Here is an 18,845-nt window from a genome sequence, read left to right as displayed (position 1 = left end):
GCCTGGACCCCGGACACCACCGTCGACTCCCAGTCGACTCCCACGTGAAGGAGGCGGAGGACGTCTGGGTCGCCGCCTCCTTCCTGTCCCATGGACCCGCGCCCCTCGACCTGGCCGCCGGGCGCTCTAGCCCTCGGCGTCCTAGCCCAGCTCGCCCGCTGCCGTGCGCTCGGCCAGGCGGACCAGGGTGCGGACCGAGGAGCCCGTGCCGCCCTTGGGGGTGTAGCCGTAGGGCGCGCCCTCGTGGAAGGCGGGGCCGGCGATGTCGAGGTGGGCCCAGGTGATGCCCTCGCCGACGAACTCCTTCAGGAAGAGCCCGGCCACCAGGCCGCCGCCCATCCGCTCGCCCATGTTGGCGATGTCGGCGGTGGAGGAGTCCATGCCCTTGCGCAGGTCGGCCGGGAGCGGCATCGGCCAGGACGCCTCGCCGACCTCCTCGGCGATCTCGTGGATCGCGGCGCGGAAGGCGTCGTCGTTGGCCATGATGCCGAAGGTCCGGTTGCCCAGGGCGAGGACCATCGCGCCGGTGAGGGTGGCGACGTCCACGATCGCGTCCGGGGCCTCCTCCGAGGCGCGGGTGATCGCGTCGGCCAGGACGAGCCGGCCCTCGGCGTCGGTGTTGAGCACCTCGACCGTCTTGCCGCTGTACATCCGCAGCACGTCACCGGGGCGGGTCGCGGTACCGGAGGGCATGTTCTCGGCGAGGGCGAGCCACCCGGTGACATTGACCTCCAGCCCGAGCCGCGCCGCCGCGACGACCGCCGCGAAGACCGCCGCCGCGCCGCTCATGTCGCACTTCATGGTCTCGTTGTGGCCGGCCGGCTTGAGCGAGATGCCGCCCGAGTCGTAGGTGATGCCCTTGCCGATGAGGGCCAGGTGCTTGGCCGCCTTGGAGGAGGTGTAGGAGATCTTCACCAGCCGGGGCGGGTTCGCCGAGCCCGCGCCGACCCCGAGGATGCCGCCGTAGCCGCCCTTGGTGAGCGCCTTCTCGTCCAGGACCTGGACCTTCAGGCCGTGCTCCTTGCCCGCGGCGGTGGCGATCGCGGCGAAGGCCTCGGGGGTGAGGTCGTTGGGCGGGGTGTTGATCAGGTCCCGGGCCCGGTTGATCTCCTCGGTGAGGGCGATCGCGCGCTCGGCCGCGGCCTTGGAGGACTTGTCCCGGGGCTTCGCGCCGAGCAGGGCGACCTCGCCGAGGGGGCCCTTGGCGTCCTTGCCGCGGTCCTGGTACGCGGTGAAGGCGTACGCGCCGAGCAGCGCACCCTCGGCCACGGTCTGCACGTCGTCCGGGCCGGTGAGCGGCAGGGCGAAGCCGGCCTTCTTGACGCCGGTCAGGGCGCGCGCGGCGTTACCGGCGGCGCGGCGCAGCTTCTCCGGGTCGAACTGCTCGTCCTTCTCCGGGGCCGGGCCGAGGCCCACGGCGAGGACGACGGGGGCCTTGAGGCCGGCCGGGGAGGGGACCTTGGTGGTCTCGCCCTCGGCGCCGGTGGCGCCCAGCGTGGCGAGGACGTCGGCGAGCTTCCCGTCGAAGGCACTGTCCACGGCGTCGGCGCCGGGTGCGAGGAGCAGCTCCTTCCCGCCCTGCGGGCTCTTGGCCACGCCGACGACGAGAGCGTCGGCGCGCAGGGTCGCCGCGCCGGCGGTGCTGAGAGTGAGAGCAGTCACGGTGGTGATTTCTCGCTTCCGTTGAGTTGACTGAGGGCGGTCGAGGGATGGGCCGACCGGGCCAGCCGCATCGTATGCGGGGGTGGTACGGCTCCTCGGGGCGGCCCCGGAGCGCCGGGGACGAGCCTACGCGCGGTGCGGCTTTCGCTCACAGGGGCGGCAGTTCACCCGCCCGTGGCCCGTCCGCGGTGTTTGCCTGCTCAACCAATGAGAGCTGCGTCACACTCCCGGGAATCACCGGGGGAGCGCACCTCCCTCTTTGCATCATCTCCACAGATCCTCCTCGCGCTCCTCCGCGCCCGGAGGGCGTGACGAGGGGGGAATGACCCATGCAGTCAAGGGGACTTCGGTTCCAGGGCGGGCGCCCGGGCGCGAGACAGGGCGCCGGACGCGGCGGCCGGATGGCCGGCACGCTGCTGGCGGCGGCGCTGCTGGCCGGCGCCGTTCCGGCGGGTTCGGCCGTCGCCGCCGCCCCCGCCCCGCGCGTCGACCTCACCGTGCTGGTGGTCGACGACGGCGGCGGCGCGGTCGGCGCCATCGCCGCGGAGCTCAAGAGCACCGGCGTGCCGTACAGGACGGTGAAGCTCGGCGAGCAGGGCCGGCCGGCCATCACCGCGGCGTTCCTCGCCGACACCGTGGACGGGCGGCCGCGTGCCAAGTTCCAGGGCGTGGTGCTGCCGAGCGAGGCGCCCGGCGGGCTCAGTGCGGCCGAGCAGTCGGCGCTCACCGCGTACCAGAAGACCTACGCCGTTCCGCAGGTGGACGCCTACACCTGGTCGCACCCGGGCGTCGGGCTCGACTACACCAGCGACGGCGGCTTCTCCGGGGTGCTGGACGGGGTGCGCACGGACGTCACCGCGGCCGGGAAGGCGGGGCCGTTCCGCTATCTCGACGGACCGGTGGTCTTCGAGGACAACGCACCGCAGATCGCCGAGAGCTACGGCTACGCCGGGCGGCCCCGGGAGGGCTACACCAGCTACCTCGACCTCCCGGTGGACGGCGGCGGCCGGGCCAGCCTGATCGGCGAGTACGCCAAGGACGGGCGGCGCGAACTGGTCGTCACCTTCGCCTACAACCAGTACCAGCGGCAGTTCCGGGTGCTGGCCCGCGGCATCGTGGAGTGGCTGACCCAGGGCGTCCACCTGGGCCGCGGCCGCAACTACTTCTCGGTGCACGTGGACGACGTCTTCGCGCCGGACGCCCGCTGGGACACCGAGCGCAACTGCACCCCCGGGGACATCGACTGCGCCGGCGGGCCGGGCGAGGAGGAGGTCCCGGAGATCCGGATGACCGCCGAGGACGCCCGGTACGCGGCGGCCTGGCAGAGCTCCAGCGGCTTCACCCTGGACATGGTCTACAACGCCGGCTCCGGCGAGCTGTGGAAGAGCGAGCACGGCGGCACCGACGCGCTCACCGCCCAGCTCCTCGCCGACCGCGCCCGGTACCGCTGGATCAACCACACCTACACCCACCCCTTCCTCGGCTGCGTCCAGGACGTCACCGTGGTCCCCTGGCGGTGCGCCACCAACGCCAACGGCACCACGAAGTACGTGACCCGCGCCGAGATCTCCGCCCAGATCCGCGACAACCACAACTGGGCGGTGGGCAAGGGCATCTCGGTGGACCGCGGCGAGCTGGTCACCGGTGAGCACTCCGGGCTGAAGATCCTGCCGCAGCAGCCGGCCGACAACCCGAACCTCGCCGGGGCGCTCGCCGACAACGGGGTGAAGTGGATCGCCTCGGACAACTCCCGCGACTCCGCCCAGCGGGCCGTCGGCAACGCCAGGACGGTGCCCAGGCACCCGATGAACGTCTACTACAACGTGGGCACCGCCGCCGAGATGACCGACGAGTACAACTGGATCTACACCTCGCGCGCCGACGGCGGCAGCGGGATCTGCGAGGACAACCCGGCCACCTCCACCTGCCTGGCCGAGCCGCTGGACCCGGCCACCGGCTACGCGGCGTACATCGTGCCGCAGGAGGCCCGGATCGCCCTGGGCCATGTCGTCGCCAACGACCCCCGCCCGCACTACGTCCACCAGTCCAACCTGGCCGAGGAGCGGCTGCTCTACCCGGTGCTGGACAAGGTGCTGGCCGACTACCGGGCGCTGTACGCGGACAACACCCCGCTGGTCAACCCGCGGCAGAGCGAGGTGGGCACCGAGTTCTCCCGCCGCGCCGCCTGGGACAAGGCCCTCGCCGAGGGCAGGGTGACCGCCTACCGCATCGGCGACACCGTCACCGTCAAGGCGCCCAGCGGAGTCGTGGCCCCGGTCACCGCGCCCGAGGGCACCCGCAAGCGGGCCCTGCTCGGCAGCTCGGTGTTCGGCACCGCCTACGCCGGGACCCGCTCCGACTGGACCTCGCCCGACCTGCTCCAGTCCGCCGTCACCCTGACGCTGCCCGCCGGCGCCTGACCGACGAGGCCCCCGGGCTCCGGTACGGCGCCACCACCGCCGTACCGGAGCCCCGCGCCGCGAGAGAAACACGCACGACCCGTACCACCGGGGGGAACCACCCATGCCGTCCAGCGGACGCCATGTCACCACGCTCACCGAAGGCACCTCCCCGCACGTCCACGGCGGCGTCAGCACCTGGTGCGACCACCTGATCCGCGGCATGCCCGAGGTGGACTTCCAGGTCCTGGCGCTCACCGGGAGCGGCCGCGAACCGGTCGTCCGGGAGCTGCCGCCCCACCGCCACCGGCACCGCGTCCTCCCGCTGTGGGGACCGGCCGAGCCGCGCGGACTGCCCCCTCTGCCCGGCCGGGAGCGGCGCCGTTACGGTGCCCGGCAGCGCAGCGGGGTGGCGCCCCGGCTGACGGGCTGTCCGCCGTACGCCCTGTTCGGGCTCGGCACCGGAGGACTGGTGCTGTACGCGGCGGTCGGCGACCTGCTCGCCGCCGGCCGGGCACCCGCCGGCACCGAGGCCACCGCCCTGGGGCTGACCACCGCCGCCGCGCTCACCCTCTCCATGGGCCCCGCCGAGTGGCTGCCGCACCGCTTCCGCCGGGCCGGCCCGGCCGGGCTGCGGGCCGCCACCACCCCGAGGGCCTTCGCCCGCTCCACCACCGCCGCCCTGGCGGCCTGCCTCGGCGGCTGTCTGGCCGTGCTGGCTCTGCTCGGCGTGCTCGGCGCCCAACTCGCCCCGGACACAGCCGGATCGACCGGCCCCCGGCTGACCGCGCTGCTGCTGCTCGGTACCGTGCTGTGGACCGCACTGCTGCTCCAGTCCTTCGGGGCGGTGCTGCCGGCCGCGCTGGTCTGCCTGGCGGCCGCCGGGGCGCAGACCGCGGCGCTCGCCACCGGCACCGGCGACCCGCTCACCACCGGCCCGCACACCACCGGAGCCGCCGCCCTGCTGCTCGTCCTCCTCGGCTGCGCCCTGCTCGGCCGGGCCACCGCCCACCGCCGCTGACCTGCAAGAAGAAGGAAGAACCCCGTGGACCTGCTGGTCCCCTACTACGAGCACCCCGCCGTCCGCCCCGCCGAGTGGGACGCGCTGATCGCCGCCGCGCCCCGGCTCTACGGGGTGATCGTCAACCCGGCCAGCGGCGCCGGCACCTTCCGCGACCCGGCGTTCGCCGAGGTGGCCGGGCGGCTGCGGATGGCCGGGGTACGGGTCCTGGGCTACGCCGACACCGACTACGGCCGCCGCCCGCACGCCGAGGTGGTCACCGACTTGCTGCGCCACCGCGACTGGTACGGGGCCGACGGCGCCTTCCTGGACCAGGCCGCGGCGAGCGCGGAGCTCATCCCGTACTACCGGCGGCTGCGGGTGGCCGCCCGGGCCGCCGGGGCCGCCACCGTGGTGCTCAACCACGGCACCGCGCCCGATCCGGGGTACGCGGCCGCCGCCGATCTGCTGGTCACCTTCGAGGGCAGCTGGGAGACCTACCGGGCGCTCGGGCTGCCCGACCGGGCGGCCGAGGACCACCACTGCCATCTGGTCTACGCGGCCCCCGCGCACGCCCGCCTCGCCACCCGGGTCCGCTGCGCCGTCCCGGTCGCCCGGCCCCATGAGTGGGCCGCCCTCCCGCACGAGCTGGAGCTGTGACGGGCCCTTGACCCGGATCCGGGTCTAACCCAGCGTCAGCACCAGCAGCGCCGCCGTCGCCGCCGTCTCCGCGACCGCCCCGAAGACATCCCCGTTCACCCCGCCCAGCCGCCGCAGGCACCGCCGCAGCAGCAGCTCGGCCGCGCCCAGGGCGGCGGGCACCGCGAGGGCGCAGCCCACCGCCCGGTACGGGCCGCCGGCCGCCCAGCCGGCCCCGGCCGCGGCCGCCGTGACCAGGGCGGCCGTGCCCAGCGCGACGCCCACCGGGACGGTGCCGGCCACCACCGCGCCCAGCCCCTCCGGGCGGGCCGCCGGGACGGCGGTGCGGGCGGCCCAGGTGAGCGCCAGACGGGCGGCGGTGGCCGCGAGGACGGCGCCCAGCGCCCCGGGCAGCCACCCCTCCCCGTACAGCCGGAAGAGCGCCGCCACCTGGCCGAGCAGCACCAGCAGCAGGGTGACCACCCCGAACGGGCCGATGTCCGAGCGCTTCATGATGGCGAGCGCGTCCCCGGCCGGCTTGGCGCTGCCCAGCCCGTCGGCGGTGTCCGCCAGCCCGTCCAGATGGAGCCCCCGGGTGAGCACCGCGGGGACCGCGACCGAGGCCACCGCGGCGAGCAGCGCCCCCGCCCCGGCCAGCAGCAGCGCGGTGCCGGCCGCCGCCGCGGCGGCCCCCACCACCAGCCCGGCGAGCGGCGCCCAGAGCATCCCGGACCGGGCCGCCGTCCGGTCCCAGCGGCCGATCCGCACCGGCAGCACGGTGAGGGTGCCGAAGGCGAACCGCAGGCCGTCGGTGCGCGTACGGGCGGGGACACGGGAAGTCGTCACCGCGCGCACAGTAGTCGCTGCTCCCGGCCGGTAGGTTGCCCATACCGGTCGATACAGGGCGTACGGGAGTGGGTGGGATGGGTCACTGGTTCTACCGCAACATCGTCGAGCCGGGGAAGCTGCCGCTGCTGCTGGCGCTCGGCTCGTTCGTGGTGACCTTCCTGGTCACCCGGACCATCACCCGGATGATCCGGGCCGGCCGGGGCCCGTTCCGCAACGTCACCCCCGGCGGGCTGCACATCCACCATGTGGTGCCGGGGGTCGTCCTCGCCCTGCTCGGCGGCTTCGGCGGGGTCGCCACCAGCCAGTACGGGGCCGCCTCCGCGTTCTGCGCGGTGCTCTTCGGCATCGGCGCGGGGCTGATCCTGGACGAGTTCGCGCTGATCGTCCATCTGGACGACGTCTACTGGACCGAGCAGGGCCGGCAGAGCGTGGAGGCGGTGGCGCTCACCGCCGCCCTGCTGCTCCTGCTGCTGATCGGCTCCTCACCGCTGGGCGTGGACTCGCTCACCGCCGACCAGGCGCAGGGCCGGGCCTCGTTCGTGTCGACGGTGGTGGTCAACTTCCTCTTTGTGCTGGCCACCCTGACGAAGGGCAAGTTCCGGATGGCGGTGGTCGGGGTGCTGGTGCCGCTGGTCGCCCTGGTCGGCGCGGTCCGGCTGGCCCGCCCCGGCTCCTGGTGGGCCCGCCGGCTCTACCGCCGCCGCCCGCGCGCCCGCGCCAGGGCGGGGCTGCGCGCCTACCACCACGATCGGCGCTGGGACGCCATCGGCCGCCGCTTCGGCGACCTGGTGGCCGGCCGCCCCAACGACGAGCTGCCGGCCGCCGCGACCTCCGAGCGCAAGCGGCCGTCGGAGCTGCCGGGGGACTCCGGCGGCAGCCACCGGGGGCCGTCCTCCGGGGAGCCGCCGGGCTCCACCGAACCACCCGGCTCCGAAGAACCACCCCGCCCCGGGCGCAAGCCGTCATCGGAGCCTCCCGAGGATTCCTCCTCCGGCGAGGACCGGCGGCGCTGACGCCGGGCCGCCACCGCGCAGCCCGCGCTCACCGCCGCGATGGCGGCCAGATGCTCCCGGCCCGCCAGATTCGGCAGGATGGCCACCTCGATCACCATGGCCAGTACCACCAGACCGCCGGTCACCCGGGCCCCGAACCGCCAGCAGACGACCACCGCGAGCCCCAGCACCGCCGCCGAGGGGCCGGTGTCCACCACCTGGGCGTCCGAGGCGGGCAGCCCCAGCGGGGAGCCGGGGCCGAGCGCGATGCCCAGCCGCGCGTACAGCGTCCCGGCCAGCGTCGCGGCGTACGCCACCAGCACCGTCCGCCACCGGCCCAGGGTCAGCTCGGCCAGCCCGAACACCAGCAGCACCTGCGCCAGCGCCCCCCACACGGGCAGATGCAGCGCCGGGACGAACAGCGACAGGGGGGTGCGCAGCAGCGAGAGCCACAGCGGGTCCTGCGCCTGTACCGCCCCGGCGGCCCGCACCAGCCCGTGCCCCCAGTCGCCGAACGCCTGATGCTGTACGGCGTGGCAGAGCGCGGTCAGCGCCACCGCCCCGAGCGACAGGGGCAGCGCCCGCCACCCCCGCTCCCGCAGCCCCGAGCGCACCACCTCGACCAGCGGCCCCCACTCCCGGCGCGCGAAGGCGCGAAAGCCCCCCGTCGCCCGTCTGCCGTTCAACGGCGGCCTTCCAGGTGCCGGTGGCCGCGTGCCCAGGCCGGCAGCCCGGGCAGCTCAAGGAAGCCCTCCGCGCGGGCGGCGGCCAGCCCGATGCGGGGCAGGTCGGCACTCTTCTCGAACAGCATGTAACGCGGCTCCCAGATCGGTCGGTACTTGGCGTTGGCACGGTAGAGCGACTCGATCTGCCACCACCGGGAGAAGAAGGTGAGGAGGGACCGCCACAGCCGGAGCACGGGGCCCGCCCCCAGCTTCGCACCACGTTCGAAGACCGAGCGGAACATGGCGAAGTTGAGTGACACCTGAGTGATCCCCATCTCCCCGGCCCGCTGGAGCAGGTCGATCACCATGAACTCGGTCAGCCCGTTGTCGGCGTCCCGCTCCCGGCGCATCAGGTCCAGCGACAGCCCGCCCGGCCCCCACGGGACGAAGGACAGCAACGCGCGCGGCCGGCCCTCGGCGTCGGCGCACTCCAGCAGTACACACCGCCCGTCCGCCGGGTCGCCCAGCCGGCCGAGCGCCATCGAGAAGCCGCGCTCGGTGGCCCCGTCCCGCCAGGCGTCGGCCAGCCGCACCGCCTCCGCCATCTCCTCGGGGGGTACGTCCTCATGGCGCCGGATCCGCACCTCGTACCCGGCCCGTCTGACCCGGTTGTAGGCCTGGCGGACCGTGCGCATGGCCCGGCCTTCCAGGGTGAACTCGGCGATCTCCACGATGGCCTCGTCGCCCAGCTCCAGCGCGTCCAGCCCGTGCCGGGCCCACACCGTGCCGGCCTCCTCGCCCGCCCCCATCACCGCCGGCACCCAGCCGTGCTCCCGGGCCTGGAGCAGCCAGGGCTCGATCGCCCCGGGCCAGGCCTCCGGGTCGCCGATCGGGTCACCGGAGGCCAGACACACCCCGCCCACCACCCGGTAGGGCACCGCGGCCTTCCCGCTCGCCGACCACACCACGCTCTTCTCCCGGCGCAGCGCGAAGTAGCCCAGCGAGTCCCGCTCGCCGTGCCGGGCCAGCAGCTCCCGCAGCCGCGCCTCGTCCTCGGCGGTCAGCGGGGCCAGCGCCCGCCGGGAGCGGAAGGCCGCGTAGAGCACGGCGATCAGCAGCAGCGCGGCCAGGATGTTGATGATGACGTCCACCCAGCCGGGGGTGTCCACGGCGGCGGCGCGGCTGTCGTCCGGGGTGAGGGTGACCAGATGGGTGGCCGCGTACCGCCAGCGCGCCCCGAAGCCGCCGGCCCGGGAGGTGTCGGTGGCGGCGACCAGCAGCGTGGCGGCCAGCGAGACCAGCACCAGGCCGCCGACCGCCACCGCGGCCGCCAGCCGGACGTTGGAGCGGTCGCCCTTGGCGTAGAACTCCCGCCGCCCGGCCAGCAGGGCCGCCAGGAAGGCGGCGGTGAGCACCAGCGAGACCCAGTTCTGCGCGTGCCCCCGGTACTCGGGCAGGACCAACAGCAGCGCGAACAGCACCAGGAACAGCCCGGCGAGCACCAGGTTCAGCAGCCAGGCGGCCCGTTTGCGGCGCCGCATGGTGATCGCCAGGAAGACCGCGAACGCCCCGGAGAAGAACCCGGCCGCCAGCAGATACGGGGTGAAGAACTCGTCCGTGTTGTGGCGCCGGATGTCCTGCCCGAAGGAGACCCACACCGCGCCCAGCAGGTTCAGAAACGCGACGGCCCGCAGATACCAGACGGCACCCGAGGCCGCGCGCCGCGAGAACCGCGTACCGCCGGGCGCCTCGGCGACGGTCGGCCGAACTTCTCCCATGATCGGATGATATGGGGATTTCGGGGGCCCGGCCCGGGGAGCGAGCGCCCCCGCAGGGCCGGGCGGGGAGCGGGACCTCTAGCAGGGCCGTCCGGGGGAGTGGGCGCCCTCGCAGGGCCGCCTAGCAGGGCCGTCCGGGGAGCCCGGGGAGCGGGTGCCTCCGCAGGGCCGCCCGGGGAGTGGGCGCCTTCGCAGGGTCGCCCGGGGAGTGGGCGCCTTCGCAGGGTCGCCTAGGGGAGCGGGCACCCTCGCAGGGTCGCCCGGGGAACGGGCCCTCGCGCAGGGCCGCCCGGGGAGCCCGGGGGGTGGGCGCCCCCGCAGGGCCGGGTGCCGGTCACCGGACGGGGCCCGGGGCCGCCGCCAGGGGACCCCGCCCGGTGACCGCCAGGGGACCCCGCCGCGCCCCGGCCCGTATGTCCGGACGGGGCCCCGGGCCTACCGGCAGGGAGCCCCGCCGCACCCCGGCCCGCGTGTCCGGACGGGGCCCCGGGGTCGCCGCCAGGGAGTCCCCGCCGCGCCCCGGCCCGTACGGCCGCCAGGGCCGAGGCATGGTCCCTCGCGCGCCCCCTGCCCGTACGGCCGTCAGCAGCGCGGGCTCACCCCTCGCCCGCCTCCGCCTTCTCCACCGCCCCCGGATCCTCCGGCGCCACCGCCGCCTCAGGGACCGCTTCCGGCTCCGGCTCCCGCTCCGGCAGCTCCGCCGCGAACGCGGCCGCCGCCTGGACCAGCGGCAGCGCCAGCAGCGCCCCGACCCCCTCACCGACCGTCACCTTCTGGTCGAGCAGCGGCTCCAGGGCCATCCGGTCCAGCGCCTTGGCCTGCGCCGGCTCCCCGCTCAGCTGCCCGGCCAGCCACCAGTCCGGGGCGCGGAAGGCCGCCCGCTGCGCCACCAGGGCGCAGGCCGCCGACACCACCCCGTCCAGGATCACCGGCATCCGCCGCACCGCGCTCTGCAGCAGGAACCCGGTGATCGCCGCCAGGTCCGCGCCGCCCGACGCGGCCAGCAGCTCCAGCTGGTCGCCCAGCACCGGCCGGGCCCGCCGCAGCGCGTCCCGGACCGCCGCGCACTTGCGCATCCAGGCCAGATCGTCGATGCCCGCGCCGCCCCGGCCGGTCACCACCGAGGCGTCCGTCCCGCACAGCGCGGCGATCAGCACCGCGGCCGCGGTGGTGCCGCCCACGCTCAGGTCGCCGAGCACCACCAGGTCCGTCCCCGAGTCGGCCTCCTCGTCGGCGACGGCCATCCCCAGCCGTACCGCCTGCTCGGCCTCCTCCAGGGTCAGCGCGTCCTCGATGTCGATCCGCCCGCCGCCCCGGCGCACCCGGCGGCGCACCACGTCCTCCGGCAGCAGTTCGGGGTCGCAGTCCAGACCCGCGTCCACCACCCGCACCGGGACGTCCATCCGCCGGGCCAGCACCGCCAGCGGGCTCGCCCCGTCCAGCACCGAGCGCACCAGCGCGTACGCCCCGCCGGCCGGGCGGCCCGAGACGTCCAGCGAGGCCACCTGGTGGTCCCCGGCGAACAGCACCACCCGGGGCCGCTCCACCGGCCGCACCGGCACCGCGCCCTGAGCGGCCGTCAGCCACTCGCCCAGCTCGTCCAGGCGGCCCAGCGCCCCCGGCGGCACCGCCAGCCGCTCCCGGCGGTCCTCGGCGTCACGCCGCACGGCCCCGTCGGGGCGCTCGATCAGATCGGAGAAGTCGTCGAGATTCAGCCTGCTCATTCGTCGCACAGTACCGGTCGCCGGTGACCGCCGGACTCCGCCCCGGGGCGGGGGCGGTAAGGGCTTGTGGCGCGCGGCCCCGGCCCTCAGCCGCGCAGCACCAGCGCCTGCCCCGCCACCACCAGCACCACCTGCTCGCACTCCCCGGCGAAGGCGGCGTTCAGCCGGCCCAGCTCGTCCCGGAACCGCCGCCCCGACGCGGTCGCCGGCACCACGCCCGAGCCGGTCTCGTTGGTCACCGCCACCACCGTGCGCCGGGTGGCCCGTACCGCCGCCACCAGCTCGCCCACCCGCTCCCGCAGCTCCCGCCGCCCGCTCTTCTCCCACACCTCGTCGTCCCAGGCGCCCACCCGGTCCATGGCGTCGGTCAGCCACAGCGACAGGCAGTCCACCAGCAGCGGCGGGCCCCCGGCGGCCAGCAGCGGCACCAGGTCGCAGGTCTCCTCGGTACGCCAGGAGGACGGCCGCCGCTCCCGGTGGGCGCCGACCCGGTCGGCCCACTCGGGGTCCCCGGCGCGGGTGCCGCCGGTCGCCACGTAGACCACCCCGGGGTAGGACTCCAGCCGGCGTTCGGCCTCCAGCGACTTGCCCGAGCGGGCACCGCCGGTCACCAGGGTGCGCCGCGGCACCGGCGGTGGGCCCGGCCGCGCGCCGACCGCCAGCGTGGTGCCGTCCGGCACCGCCCGCGCCCCGGCCGCCGCCAGCCGGCGGTCCAGCTCCGCCCCCGGCGGGACGCCATGGTCCAGATGTACGGCGACGAGCTCCGTCTCCGGCCCGATGGCCCCGGCCTCCCGCAGCCGGGCCGGCGCGTCCGGTCGCCCCACCACGTCCGCCAGCACCATCCCGTACGGGCGGCGCGGACCGCCCAGTCCGGCCGGGGCGCCGCCGGGCGGCAGATACAGCAGGGTGGCGCCCTCAGGGGAGGCCACCTCGTATCCGGTGCCCGGGGCGTCCATCGGCACCGCCCGCACCCGGTGGCCGCTGATCAGGGTCAGCTCCCGGCCGTCCGGCACCCGCCCCGCCGAGGGCAGCCCGGGCGGCACCTCCACCGGCGGGCCGTCGTGCGGATGGGTCAGCAGCACCTGCCGCACCCCGCCCAGCGACCGCCCCGCCCGGGCCGCCGCCTGCACCGTCCCGGGTGTCAGGTCCAGCAGCAGCGCGCCGTCCACCAGCAGCGCGGTGGCGGCGCGGACCGCAGGACCGCGGGCGGCCGCGCAGGCGGCGCACGGGCAGTCGGGGCGGGGCAGTCCCTCGGGGGCTCCGGTGCCGAGCAGAGTCACATCCACAGGGATGATCCTCCCGTGTCCCCGCGGCGGGTGCGCGCCCGGCTACGCTGCGGGCAGGAAACCGATCATCTGGAGGTCCACATGGCATGGACGTGGCGGTTCGAAGGGTCGGGCGGGGCGGAGGTCCAGCCGGCGGTCGAGCCCGAGGAGTTCACCACCCAGGGCGACGCGGAATCCTGGATCGGTGAGTACTGGAAGGCGCTCCAGGAGGGCGGCGCCGATCAGGTCGAGCTCTACGAGGACGGTACGAAGATCTACGCGATGAGCCTCCACCCGGACGGCGAGACGGCCGCCGCGGAGGAGTAGCCAGGAGGCGCGCGGAGGGCCCGCCCGGTGGTGCGGACGGACGTACGCCGTCACCGGGCGGGCCCTTGCCGTGTCAGGAGCTGTCTCAGTACGGCGGGCAGCCGAGGGGCAGGACCCGTTCGCTGAGCCGTCCGCAGAGGCGGCCGTCGGCCACCGAGGCCTCCGCCAGCCAGTCGGCGGCGGTCAGCCGCTCCACCAGCTCCGGCAGCCCCTCCGGGGCGGTGGCGCAGCGGTCGGCGAGCCGGCCGATGTCCAGGCCCCCGCCCTCGGGCCCGAGCCGGCCGTCGGCCTCGGCCCAGGTGGCCAGGGTGAGCGCCAGCAGCCGCACCTCGGCCGCCGTCTTCGCCTTGCGCAGCTTCTTGTCGCCGATGACCCGCTGGGCCCAGCCGCTGAGCTTGGGACGGGTCTTGCGGCCGAAGGTGAACGGGCCGGGGTCGTCCTCCGTCGGCATCAGGGAGGGGACGGTGATTTTGGTGGGGGTCTCCGGGCGGGAGGCGAGCAGTTCGGCGGCGCTGCCGGGCAGGGTCAGCCAGCCGGAGCCGGTCAGCTCCTCGACCAGCCGCTCGGGGTCGGTCAGCGGCAGCGCGGTGAGATCCTGGCCGACGAGGTTGCCGACGCCGGTCAGCGCGGTGCGCAGGGTCAGCACCAGCGCGACCAGCCGCGCCTCGGCGCCCGGCAGTGGAGGGTGCTCGGCGACATGGCCGAGGACGTCCCGTGCGTACCGCCACTGCCCCGGGGCGCTCAGCAGGCGCTGCACACCCGACTCCTCGCCGTCGACCTGGCCGGTGCGGTGCCGGTGCTGGTGGAGGGTGGTGGCCGCGGCCTGCTCGGCCCGTTCGGCCTCCAGCCGCAGCCCGGCGTCGTGGGTGACCTCGGCCCAGTGGGCGAAGGCGGCGGCCTTGCGGCGGTGCAGTTCGGCCAGGAGGGCGAGGTCGGGCTCGGTGCGCTGCTGGTACTCGCGGTACCGCCGGCCGAGGTCGATCAGCTCCTCGCGCAGCTCGGCCGGGTGCAGATCGTCCGGCACGGTGCGCTGGCCGATCCTGCCGCCCGGCCGGGGGCGCTCGGACCGCCCGGCCCGGCGCGGCGACGGCAGCGCGACGGCCGGGCCCGCCCCCGCCCCTGCCCCCTGCGGATGCGAGAACCGCGGCCCGAACGCCGGAGCGCCGGTGCCTGGCCGCTCCTCGTCGCCCGCGCCGGTGGGGCGCTCCCGCGTCGCGGGGGTGTTCGGCGCGGTGGCGGCCACCCGGGCGCCCGGGGTGGCGGCCGCGCACCGGGCGCAGCACTCGATGGCCCGCCACAGCCGCCCGGCCCGGTCGGTCAGCACGGCGAGCACGACCGGGCCACCGCAGCGCCAGGCGCCCTCCCCGACCCGTGGGCGAGGACCGGCGCCGGTGTGTGTACGGCACTCCTCGGACCTGCACACACAGGCGGCCCGGGGGCGCGGTACGCCGCCGGAGCGCAGATGGGCGGCCAGATGCTCGGCGGCGGCCCGGCGCCCCTCGGCGGCCGACGGCAGACGCTGCGGTGGGCAGGACGGATGGCCGCAGACGACCACGACGGCCGCGGTGCCGCGCCCGGCACTGTCCAGCCGCACCGCCCACTGCCGCCCCGGCGGCCGCTCCTCCGGCTCGCGCGCGATGATCTCCACCGGTTCTTCTTCCCTTCCCGCACGCCCCGGGCCTGTCCCCGGTGCCGTCCTGGTACAACGGCCCAGCGGCTCAGGGGATGCGGCATGCCGGCCCGGGGAGAACGAGCACCAGACCAGCGCGTTCCCATCGATACGGCGGAGACGATGGACGACAACCCGAGACACCCCGGCCCCGACGTGCTCCTGGCACGTCTCGCCCAGCGGGTCGGCATGCGGAGCCAGGAGATCCACCTCGTGGCGGGGCTTTCCGTTCCGGACGACGGATGGCAGTTCGACGAGGAAGCCGGCCGCGAGCTGCCCCGGCTGGTGCGCGGCGCACTCTCGCTGACCTCGTCCGGGAGGCGGCGGTTGCGCGAGGTCGCGCTGTCCCGGCCCGCCCTGCCCCCGACGGCGCCGGTGCGGGAACGGCCCTGGGAGGACTATCCGCCCGGCTGCGGCTCCCTCCTCGTACGGATGCTCGCCCTGCGGAACCTGGGGTGGTCGTCGGGAGCCAAGGTGATGTACCTCCTGTCGGGCGTCTATCTGTCGCCCGCGACGATCGGCGCGGTCGGACGCGGCGTCAGGGAGCTGGACTCTGAGCTGCTGCGGGGGTTCGCCGCCGTGCTCGGCATTCCGCTCGGCACCCTGGAGGCCCTGACCGCCGTTCCGGGAGCGGCGAGCAGTGGCGAGCCCCCGGCGGCGGCCCCCTGCCCTCGCCGTACCGGCAGGGGCGCTCCCCCCGCGACCTACATCTCCCCGAGCGTCACCCGTGCCGTGGCCGCCCGGCCGCCCCGGGTGTAGGCGATCGTCACCCGGTCGCCCGGCTGCTTCCCGGCCAGCGCTTCCAGGAGCGAGGTCATGGTGGTGATCGGCTTGGAGTCGACCTTGGTGATGATGTCGCCCGCGCGCATCCCGGCGTCCGCCGCCGCCCCGCCCCGGGCGGCCTCCACCACGGCGACGCCGGCCGGCTGGTACTCCTCGTCCAGCACCGTGCGGCCGGTGACGTTGAGCGCGGCCCGCCCCGAGTCGGTGACCCGGCCGTCGCGCACGATCTGCCCGGCGATGTTCTTGACCATGGACACCGGGATGGCGAAGCCGATACCGGGCGCGGCGCTGCCCACGCTCGGGTCGGCCGCCGCCAGGGTCGGGATGCCGACGATCTCGCCGCTCAGGTTCACCAGCGCGCCGCCGCTGTTGCCCGGGTTGATCGCGGCCGAGGTCTGCACCATGTTGCCGAGGGTCGCCCCGGTGCCGCCGCCCGACTGGCTCTCGCTCACCGTGCGGTCGGTCGCCGAGACGATGCCCTGGGTGACACTGCCGGCCAGCCCCAGCGGGGAGCCCATGGCCAGCACGATCTGCCCGACCTCCACCTTCGAGGAGTCACCGAACCGGGCCGGCTTCAGCCCCGCCGGGGGCCGCTCCAGCCGGATGACGGCCAGGTCCTGTTCCGGGTAGCTGGAGACCAGCCGTGCGGGCAGCGGCTCCTCTCCGGTGGCCACGGTGACCCGGAAGGACTTCTCGTCGCCGACCACATGCGCGTTGGTGACGATGTTGCCCTTGGCGTCGAAGACCACCCCGGAGCCCAGCCCCTCCCGGGCGTCGATCTGCACCACCGAGGGCAGCACCTCGCGGATGACGGTCCGGTAGTCCTCCTCCAACTGGGCCGCCCGGCGCGGGGCGGCGGGCGCCGCCGCCCGGGCCGTCGCCACCACCCGGTCCCCGGGGCCGGGCGCCTGCGGCCGGGGTGCCGGGGGAGCGACCAGCGAGCAGCCGCCCACCAGCACCGCCGCGCAGACCCCGGCGGACACGGTCACCAGCGTACGTAGGGCAGTCATGTCCGGAGTATCCCGTTCCGTCCGCCCGGGCGGCGCCCGCTGCGCACCCGATCAGGTGGCGGCGCGCACCGCGGGCCCGGCCTGCGGCGCCCCGCCCGCTCCCGCCGCCAGGAACTGGGTGGCGGCCAGCTCCCCGTACAGCGGATCGGCGGCCACCAGCTCCGCATGGGTGCCCACCGCCCGTACCCGGCCCGCGTCCATCACCACGATCCGGTCCGCCAGGGTCACCGTGGACAGCCGGTGCGCCACCACCAGCACGGTCGTCTCCCGCGCCACCTCCGCCACCACGTCCCGCAGCGCCAGCTCGTTGACCGCGTCCAGCTGCGAGGTCGCCTCGTCCAGGAGCAGCAGCCGGGGCCTGCGCAGCAGCGCCCGGGCGATCGCCACTCTCTGCCGCTCACCGCCGGACAGCTGCGAGCCGCGGTGCCCGACCGGGGTGTCCAGCCCCTCCGGCAGCCGCTCCACCAGCTCCTTCAGCCGGGCCCGGACCAGCACCTCGCGGACCTCGTCCTCGCTCGCCTCCGGCGCCGCGAAGAGCAGGTTCTCCCGGAGCGTCCCGGCCAGTACGGGGGCGTCCTGCTCCACATAGCCGATGGCCGCCCGCAGCGCGGTCGGCGCCCAGTCCCGTACGTCCCGGCCGTCCACCAGCACCCGGCCGCCGGTCACCTCGTGGAACCGCTCGATCAGCCCGAACACCGTGGTCTTGCCGGCGCCCGAGGGCCCGACGAAGGCCGTCATCCCGGGGCCCGCCACCTCGAAGGACACCCCGCGGTGGACGTCCGGCAGCCCGTCCCGGTAGCGGAACACCACATCCTCGAAGACCACCGAGGCCGGCCCCTCGCCCTCCGCCGGTCCCGAGGCACTCGCCCCCTCCAGATCCTCTGCGGCCAGCCGCCGGGCCTCCTCGATCCGGGCCACCGCCGCCGCGCCCATCTGGTACTCGGTGGCGGCCGACACCAGCTTGGACACCGGGTCGGTCAGATAGAACAGATACAGCAGGAAGGCCACCAGGTCGGCCACCGTGATGGCCCCGGACGCCACCCGCGCCCCGCCGATCCCCAGCACCGCCAGGAACGACACCTGCACCGCCAGGCCCACCGAGGAGCCGGCCACCGCCTGCCAGCGCGCCGACCGCAGCCCCTGGCGCCAGGCCTCCTCGGCCGCCTCGCCCACCGCCGCGGTCTCCCGCGCCTCCGCGCCGGACGCCTTCACCGTGCGGAACGCCCCGAAGACCCGCTCCAGCCGGTTCGATATCTCCGCCACGGCCTCCTGGGAGCGCCGGGTGGCCTCGGAGATCCGCGGCAGCACCAGTGCCATCGCCCCGCCGATCAGCACGATCACCCCGAGCACCACGCCCAGCAGCACCGCGTCCAGCACGGCCATCATCACCAGGGTGGTGACACAGGCCAGCCCACCGGTCACCGCGGCCACCACCGAATCGGTGGTCACCGAACGCAGCAGGGTGGTGTCGGAGGTGATCCGGGACATCAGATCGCCCGGAGTGGTCCGCTCCACCTCCGGCAGCCGAAGCCGCAGCAGCCGCCCGACCAGGCCCTGCCGGGCGGCCAGCACCACCGACTCGGCGGTCCGCTCCAGGATGTACGAGCCCACCGACTCGATCGCCGTGCCGAGCACCACCAGGGCGGTCAGCACCAGCAGGATCCCGGTGATCGACCGGTCGTCGCCCAGCCGCTCCACCAGCTCCTTCGCCGCGAGCGGCTGGAGCAGCGCGGTCACCGCGCCGACCAGCGCGAACAGGGTGCCCAGGGCGACCGCCCAGCGATGCGGCCGGAAGTGCCGGTACAGCACCCGCCAGGTCTCGCGCGCGGGCAGTTTGACGGGGGCGGGAGGCTTGCCCGGATCGGCGGCGGAGTCAGTGATCGTCACATCGGGGATGGTCACATCAGAAGAGGACGCGAAACCCCGCCCCCCACCTGAGCCCGGGGAGCACAGGCACCCGCCGGGCCGCCGGTGGGCCGACGACAGCCCGCCACCCGGCGCCCGAGGGGCCGAAGGGCAGTCGCCCGGCTCGGGCGGCCCCGGCCCCCGGCGCCCGAGTGGCCCGCGGCCTGCCGCCCCGCGC

Annotated in this window: 12 protein-coding genes and 3 pseudogenes; 6 read left to right on the top strand and 9 right to left on the bottom strand. The window is 75.7% G+C overall.

The window, feature by feature from the left end; all coding sequences use genetic code 11:
• Positions 1-141: 141 nt before the first annotated feature.
• Positions 142-1,662 (bottom strand): leucyl aminopeptidase, encoded by a 1,521-nt coding sequence (locus tag ABZ945_RS29650; RefSeq protein ID WP_361275729.1) that lies wholly within the window; start codon positions 1,660-1,662, stop codon positions 142-144.
• 401 nt (positions 1,663-2,063) lie between these two features.
• Here ABZ945_RS29650 and ABZ945_RS29645 point away from each other — a divergent pair, with 401 nt between their 5' ends.
• The 3 genes and pseudogenes from ABZ945_RS29645 to ABZ945_RS29635 all read left to right on the top strand — a co-directional run bounded on the left by ABZ945_RS29645 (position 2,064) and on the right by ABZ945_RS29635 (position 5,721).
• Positions 2,064-4,082 carry a hypothetical protein gene (locus tag ABZ945_RS29645; RefSeq protein WP_361275727.1) on the top strand — a complete coding sequence of 673 codons (2,019 nt, stop codon included), beginning with the start codon at positions 2,064-2,066 and terminating at the stop codon, positions 4,080-4,082.
• A 103-nt stretch (positions 4,083-4,185) separates the two neighbouring features.
• Positions 4,186-4,449 (top strand): annotated as a pseudogene (locus tag ABZ945_RS29640) (DUF3492 domain-containing protein); the annotation flags it as partial.
• Between the two features lie 657 nt (positions 4,450-5,106).
• Positions 5,107-5,721 carry a spherulation-specific family 4 protein gene (locus ABZ945_RS29635; protein WP_361275725.1) on the top strand — a complete coding sequence of 205 codons (615 nt, stop codon included), beginning with the start codon at positions 5,107-5,109 and terminating at the stop codon, positions 5,719-5,721.
• A 24-nt stretch (positions 5,722-5,745) separates the two neighbouring features.
• Here the strand turns inward: ABZ945_RS29635 and ABZ945_RS29630 are convergent, their stop codons facing one another.
• Positions 5,746-6,555 (bottom strand): adenosylcobinamide-GDP ribazoletransferase, encoded by an 810-nt coding sequence (locus tag ABZ945_RS29630; RefSeq protein WP_361275722.1) that lies wholly within the window; start codon positions 6,553-6,555, stop codon positions 5,746-5,748.
• Positions 6,556-6,623: 68 nt separating this feature from the next.
• Between ABZ945_RS29630 and ABZ945_RS29625 the strand changes: the two are divergent.
• A pseudogene (locus tag ABZ945_RS29625) lies at positions 6,624-7,361 on the top strand (hypothetical protein); the annotation flags it as partial.
• Between the two features lie 212 nt (positions 7,362-7,573).
• On the opposite strand, the pseudogene ABZ945_RS29620 reads toward ABZ945_RS29625, so the two are convergent.
• The 4 genes and pseudogenes from ABZ945_RS29620 to ABZ945_RS29605 form a co-directional block, all read right to left on the bottom strand.
• Positions 7,574-8,227, bottom strand: a pseudogene (locus tag ABZ945_RS29620) (hypothetical protein); the annotation flags it as partial.
• Positions 8,224-9,984 (bottom strand): phosphatidylglycerol lysyltransferase domain-containing protein, encoded by a 1,761-nt coding sequence (locus ABZ945_RS29615; RefSeq protein WP_361275719.1) that lies wholly within the window; start codon positions 9,982-9,984, stop codon positions 8,224-8,226. The pseudogene ABZ945_RS29620 and the gene ABZ945_RS29615, both read right to left, overlap by 4 nt.
• Before the next feature lie 596 nt (positions 9,985-10,580).
• Positions 10,581-11,708, bottom strand: a complete 1,128-nt coding sequence (gene cobT, locus ABZ945_RS29610) for a nicotinate-nucleotide--dimethylbenzimidazole phosphoribosyltransferase (protein ID WP_361275718.1) — start codon at positions 11,706-11,708, stop codon at positions 10,581-10,583.
• Between the two features lie 86 nt (positions 11,709-11,794).
• Entirely contained in the window at positions 11,795-12,994 is a 1,200-nt protein-coding gene (locus tag ABZ945_RS29605; RefSeq protein WP_361275716.1) for a bifunctional adenosylcobinamide kinase/adenosylcobinamide-phosphate guanylyltransferase, read from the bottom strand.
• 81 nt (positions 12,995-13,075) lie between these two features.
• Between ABZ945_RS29605 and ABZ945_RS29600 the strand changes: the two genes are divergently transcribed.
• Positions 13,076-13,300: a hypothetical protein gene (locus tag ABZ945_RS29600; RefSeq protein ID WP_361275714.1), complete on the top strand. Its 225-nt coding sequence runs from the start codon at positions 13,076-13,078 to the stop codon at positions 13,298-13,300.
• Positions 13,301-13,385: 85 nt separating this feature from the next.
• Here the strand turns inward: ABZ945_RS29600 and ABZ945_RS29595 are convergent, their stop codons facing one another.
• The gene (locus ABZ945_RS29595; protein WP_361275711.1) at positions 13,386-14,948 is read right to left on the bottom strand and encodes a hypothetical protein; all 1,563 of its coding nucleotides are present in this window, start codon (positions 14,946-14,948) and stop codon (positions 13,386-13,388) included.
• A gap of 144 nt (positions 14,949-15,092) precedes the next feature.
• Here ABZ945_RS29595 and ABZ945_RS29590 point away from each other — a divergent pair, with 144 nt between their 5' ends.
• A complete protein-coding gene (locus ABZ945_RS29590) occupies positions 15,093-15,728 on the top strand; it encodes a hypothetical protein (RefSeq protein ID WP_361275709.1) in 636 nt (211 codons plus the stop codon).
• Here ABZ945_RS29590 and ABZ945_RS29585 read toward each other — a convergent pair.
• Together ABZ945_RS29585 and ABZ945_RS29580 are read right to left on the bottom strand one after the other, a co-directional pair.
• On the bottom strand, positions 15,674-16,762 hold the full coding sequence (locus tag ABZ945_RS29585) for a trypsin-like peptidase domain-containing protein (RefSeq protein WP_361275706.1): 1,089 nt from the start codon (positions 16,760-16,762) through the stop codon (positions 15,674-15,676). The genes ABZ945_RS29590 and ABZ945_RS29585 overlap by 55 nt on opposite strands.
• A gap of 51 nt (positions 16,763-16,813) precedes the next feature.
• Positions 16,814-18,643, bottom strand: coding sequence for an ABC transporter ATP-binding protein (locus ABZ945_RS29580; RefSeq protein WP_361275736.1), 1,830 nt, complete (start codon positions 18,641-18,643; stop codon positions 16,814-16,816).
• Between the last annotated feature and the right edge of the window lie 202 nt (positions 18,644-18,845).

It is taken from the genome of Streptomyces sp. NPDC046887, from assembly GCF_040644755.1.
GTDB lineage: Bacteria > Actinomycetota > Actinomycetes > Streptomycetales > Streptomycetaceae > Streptomyces > Streptomyces lichenis.
The sequence above is the reverse complement of the archived record's forward strand: the minus strand, read 5'-3'. Positions and strand labels throughout refer to the sequence as shown.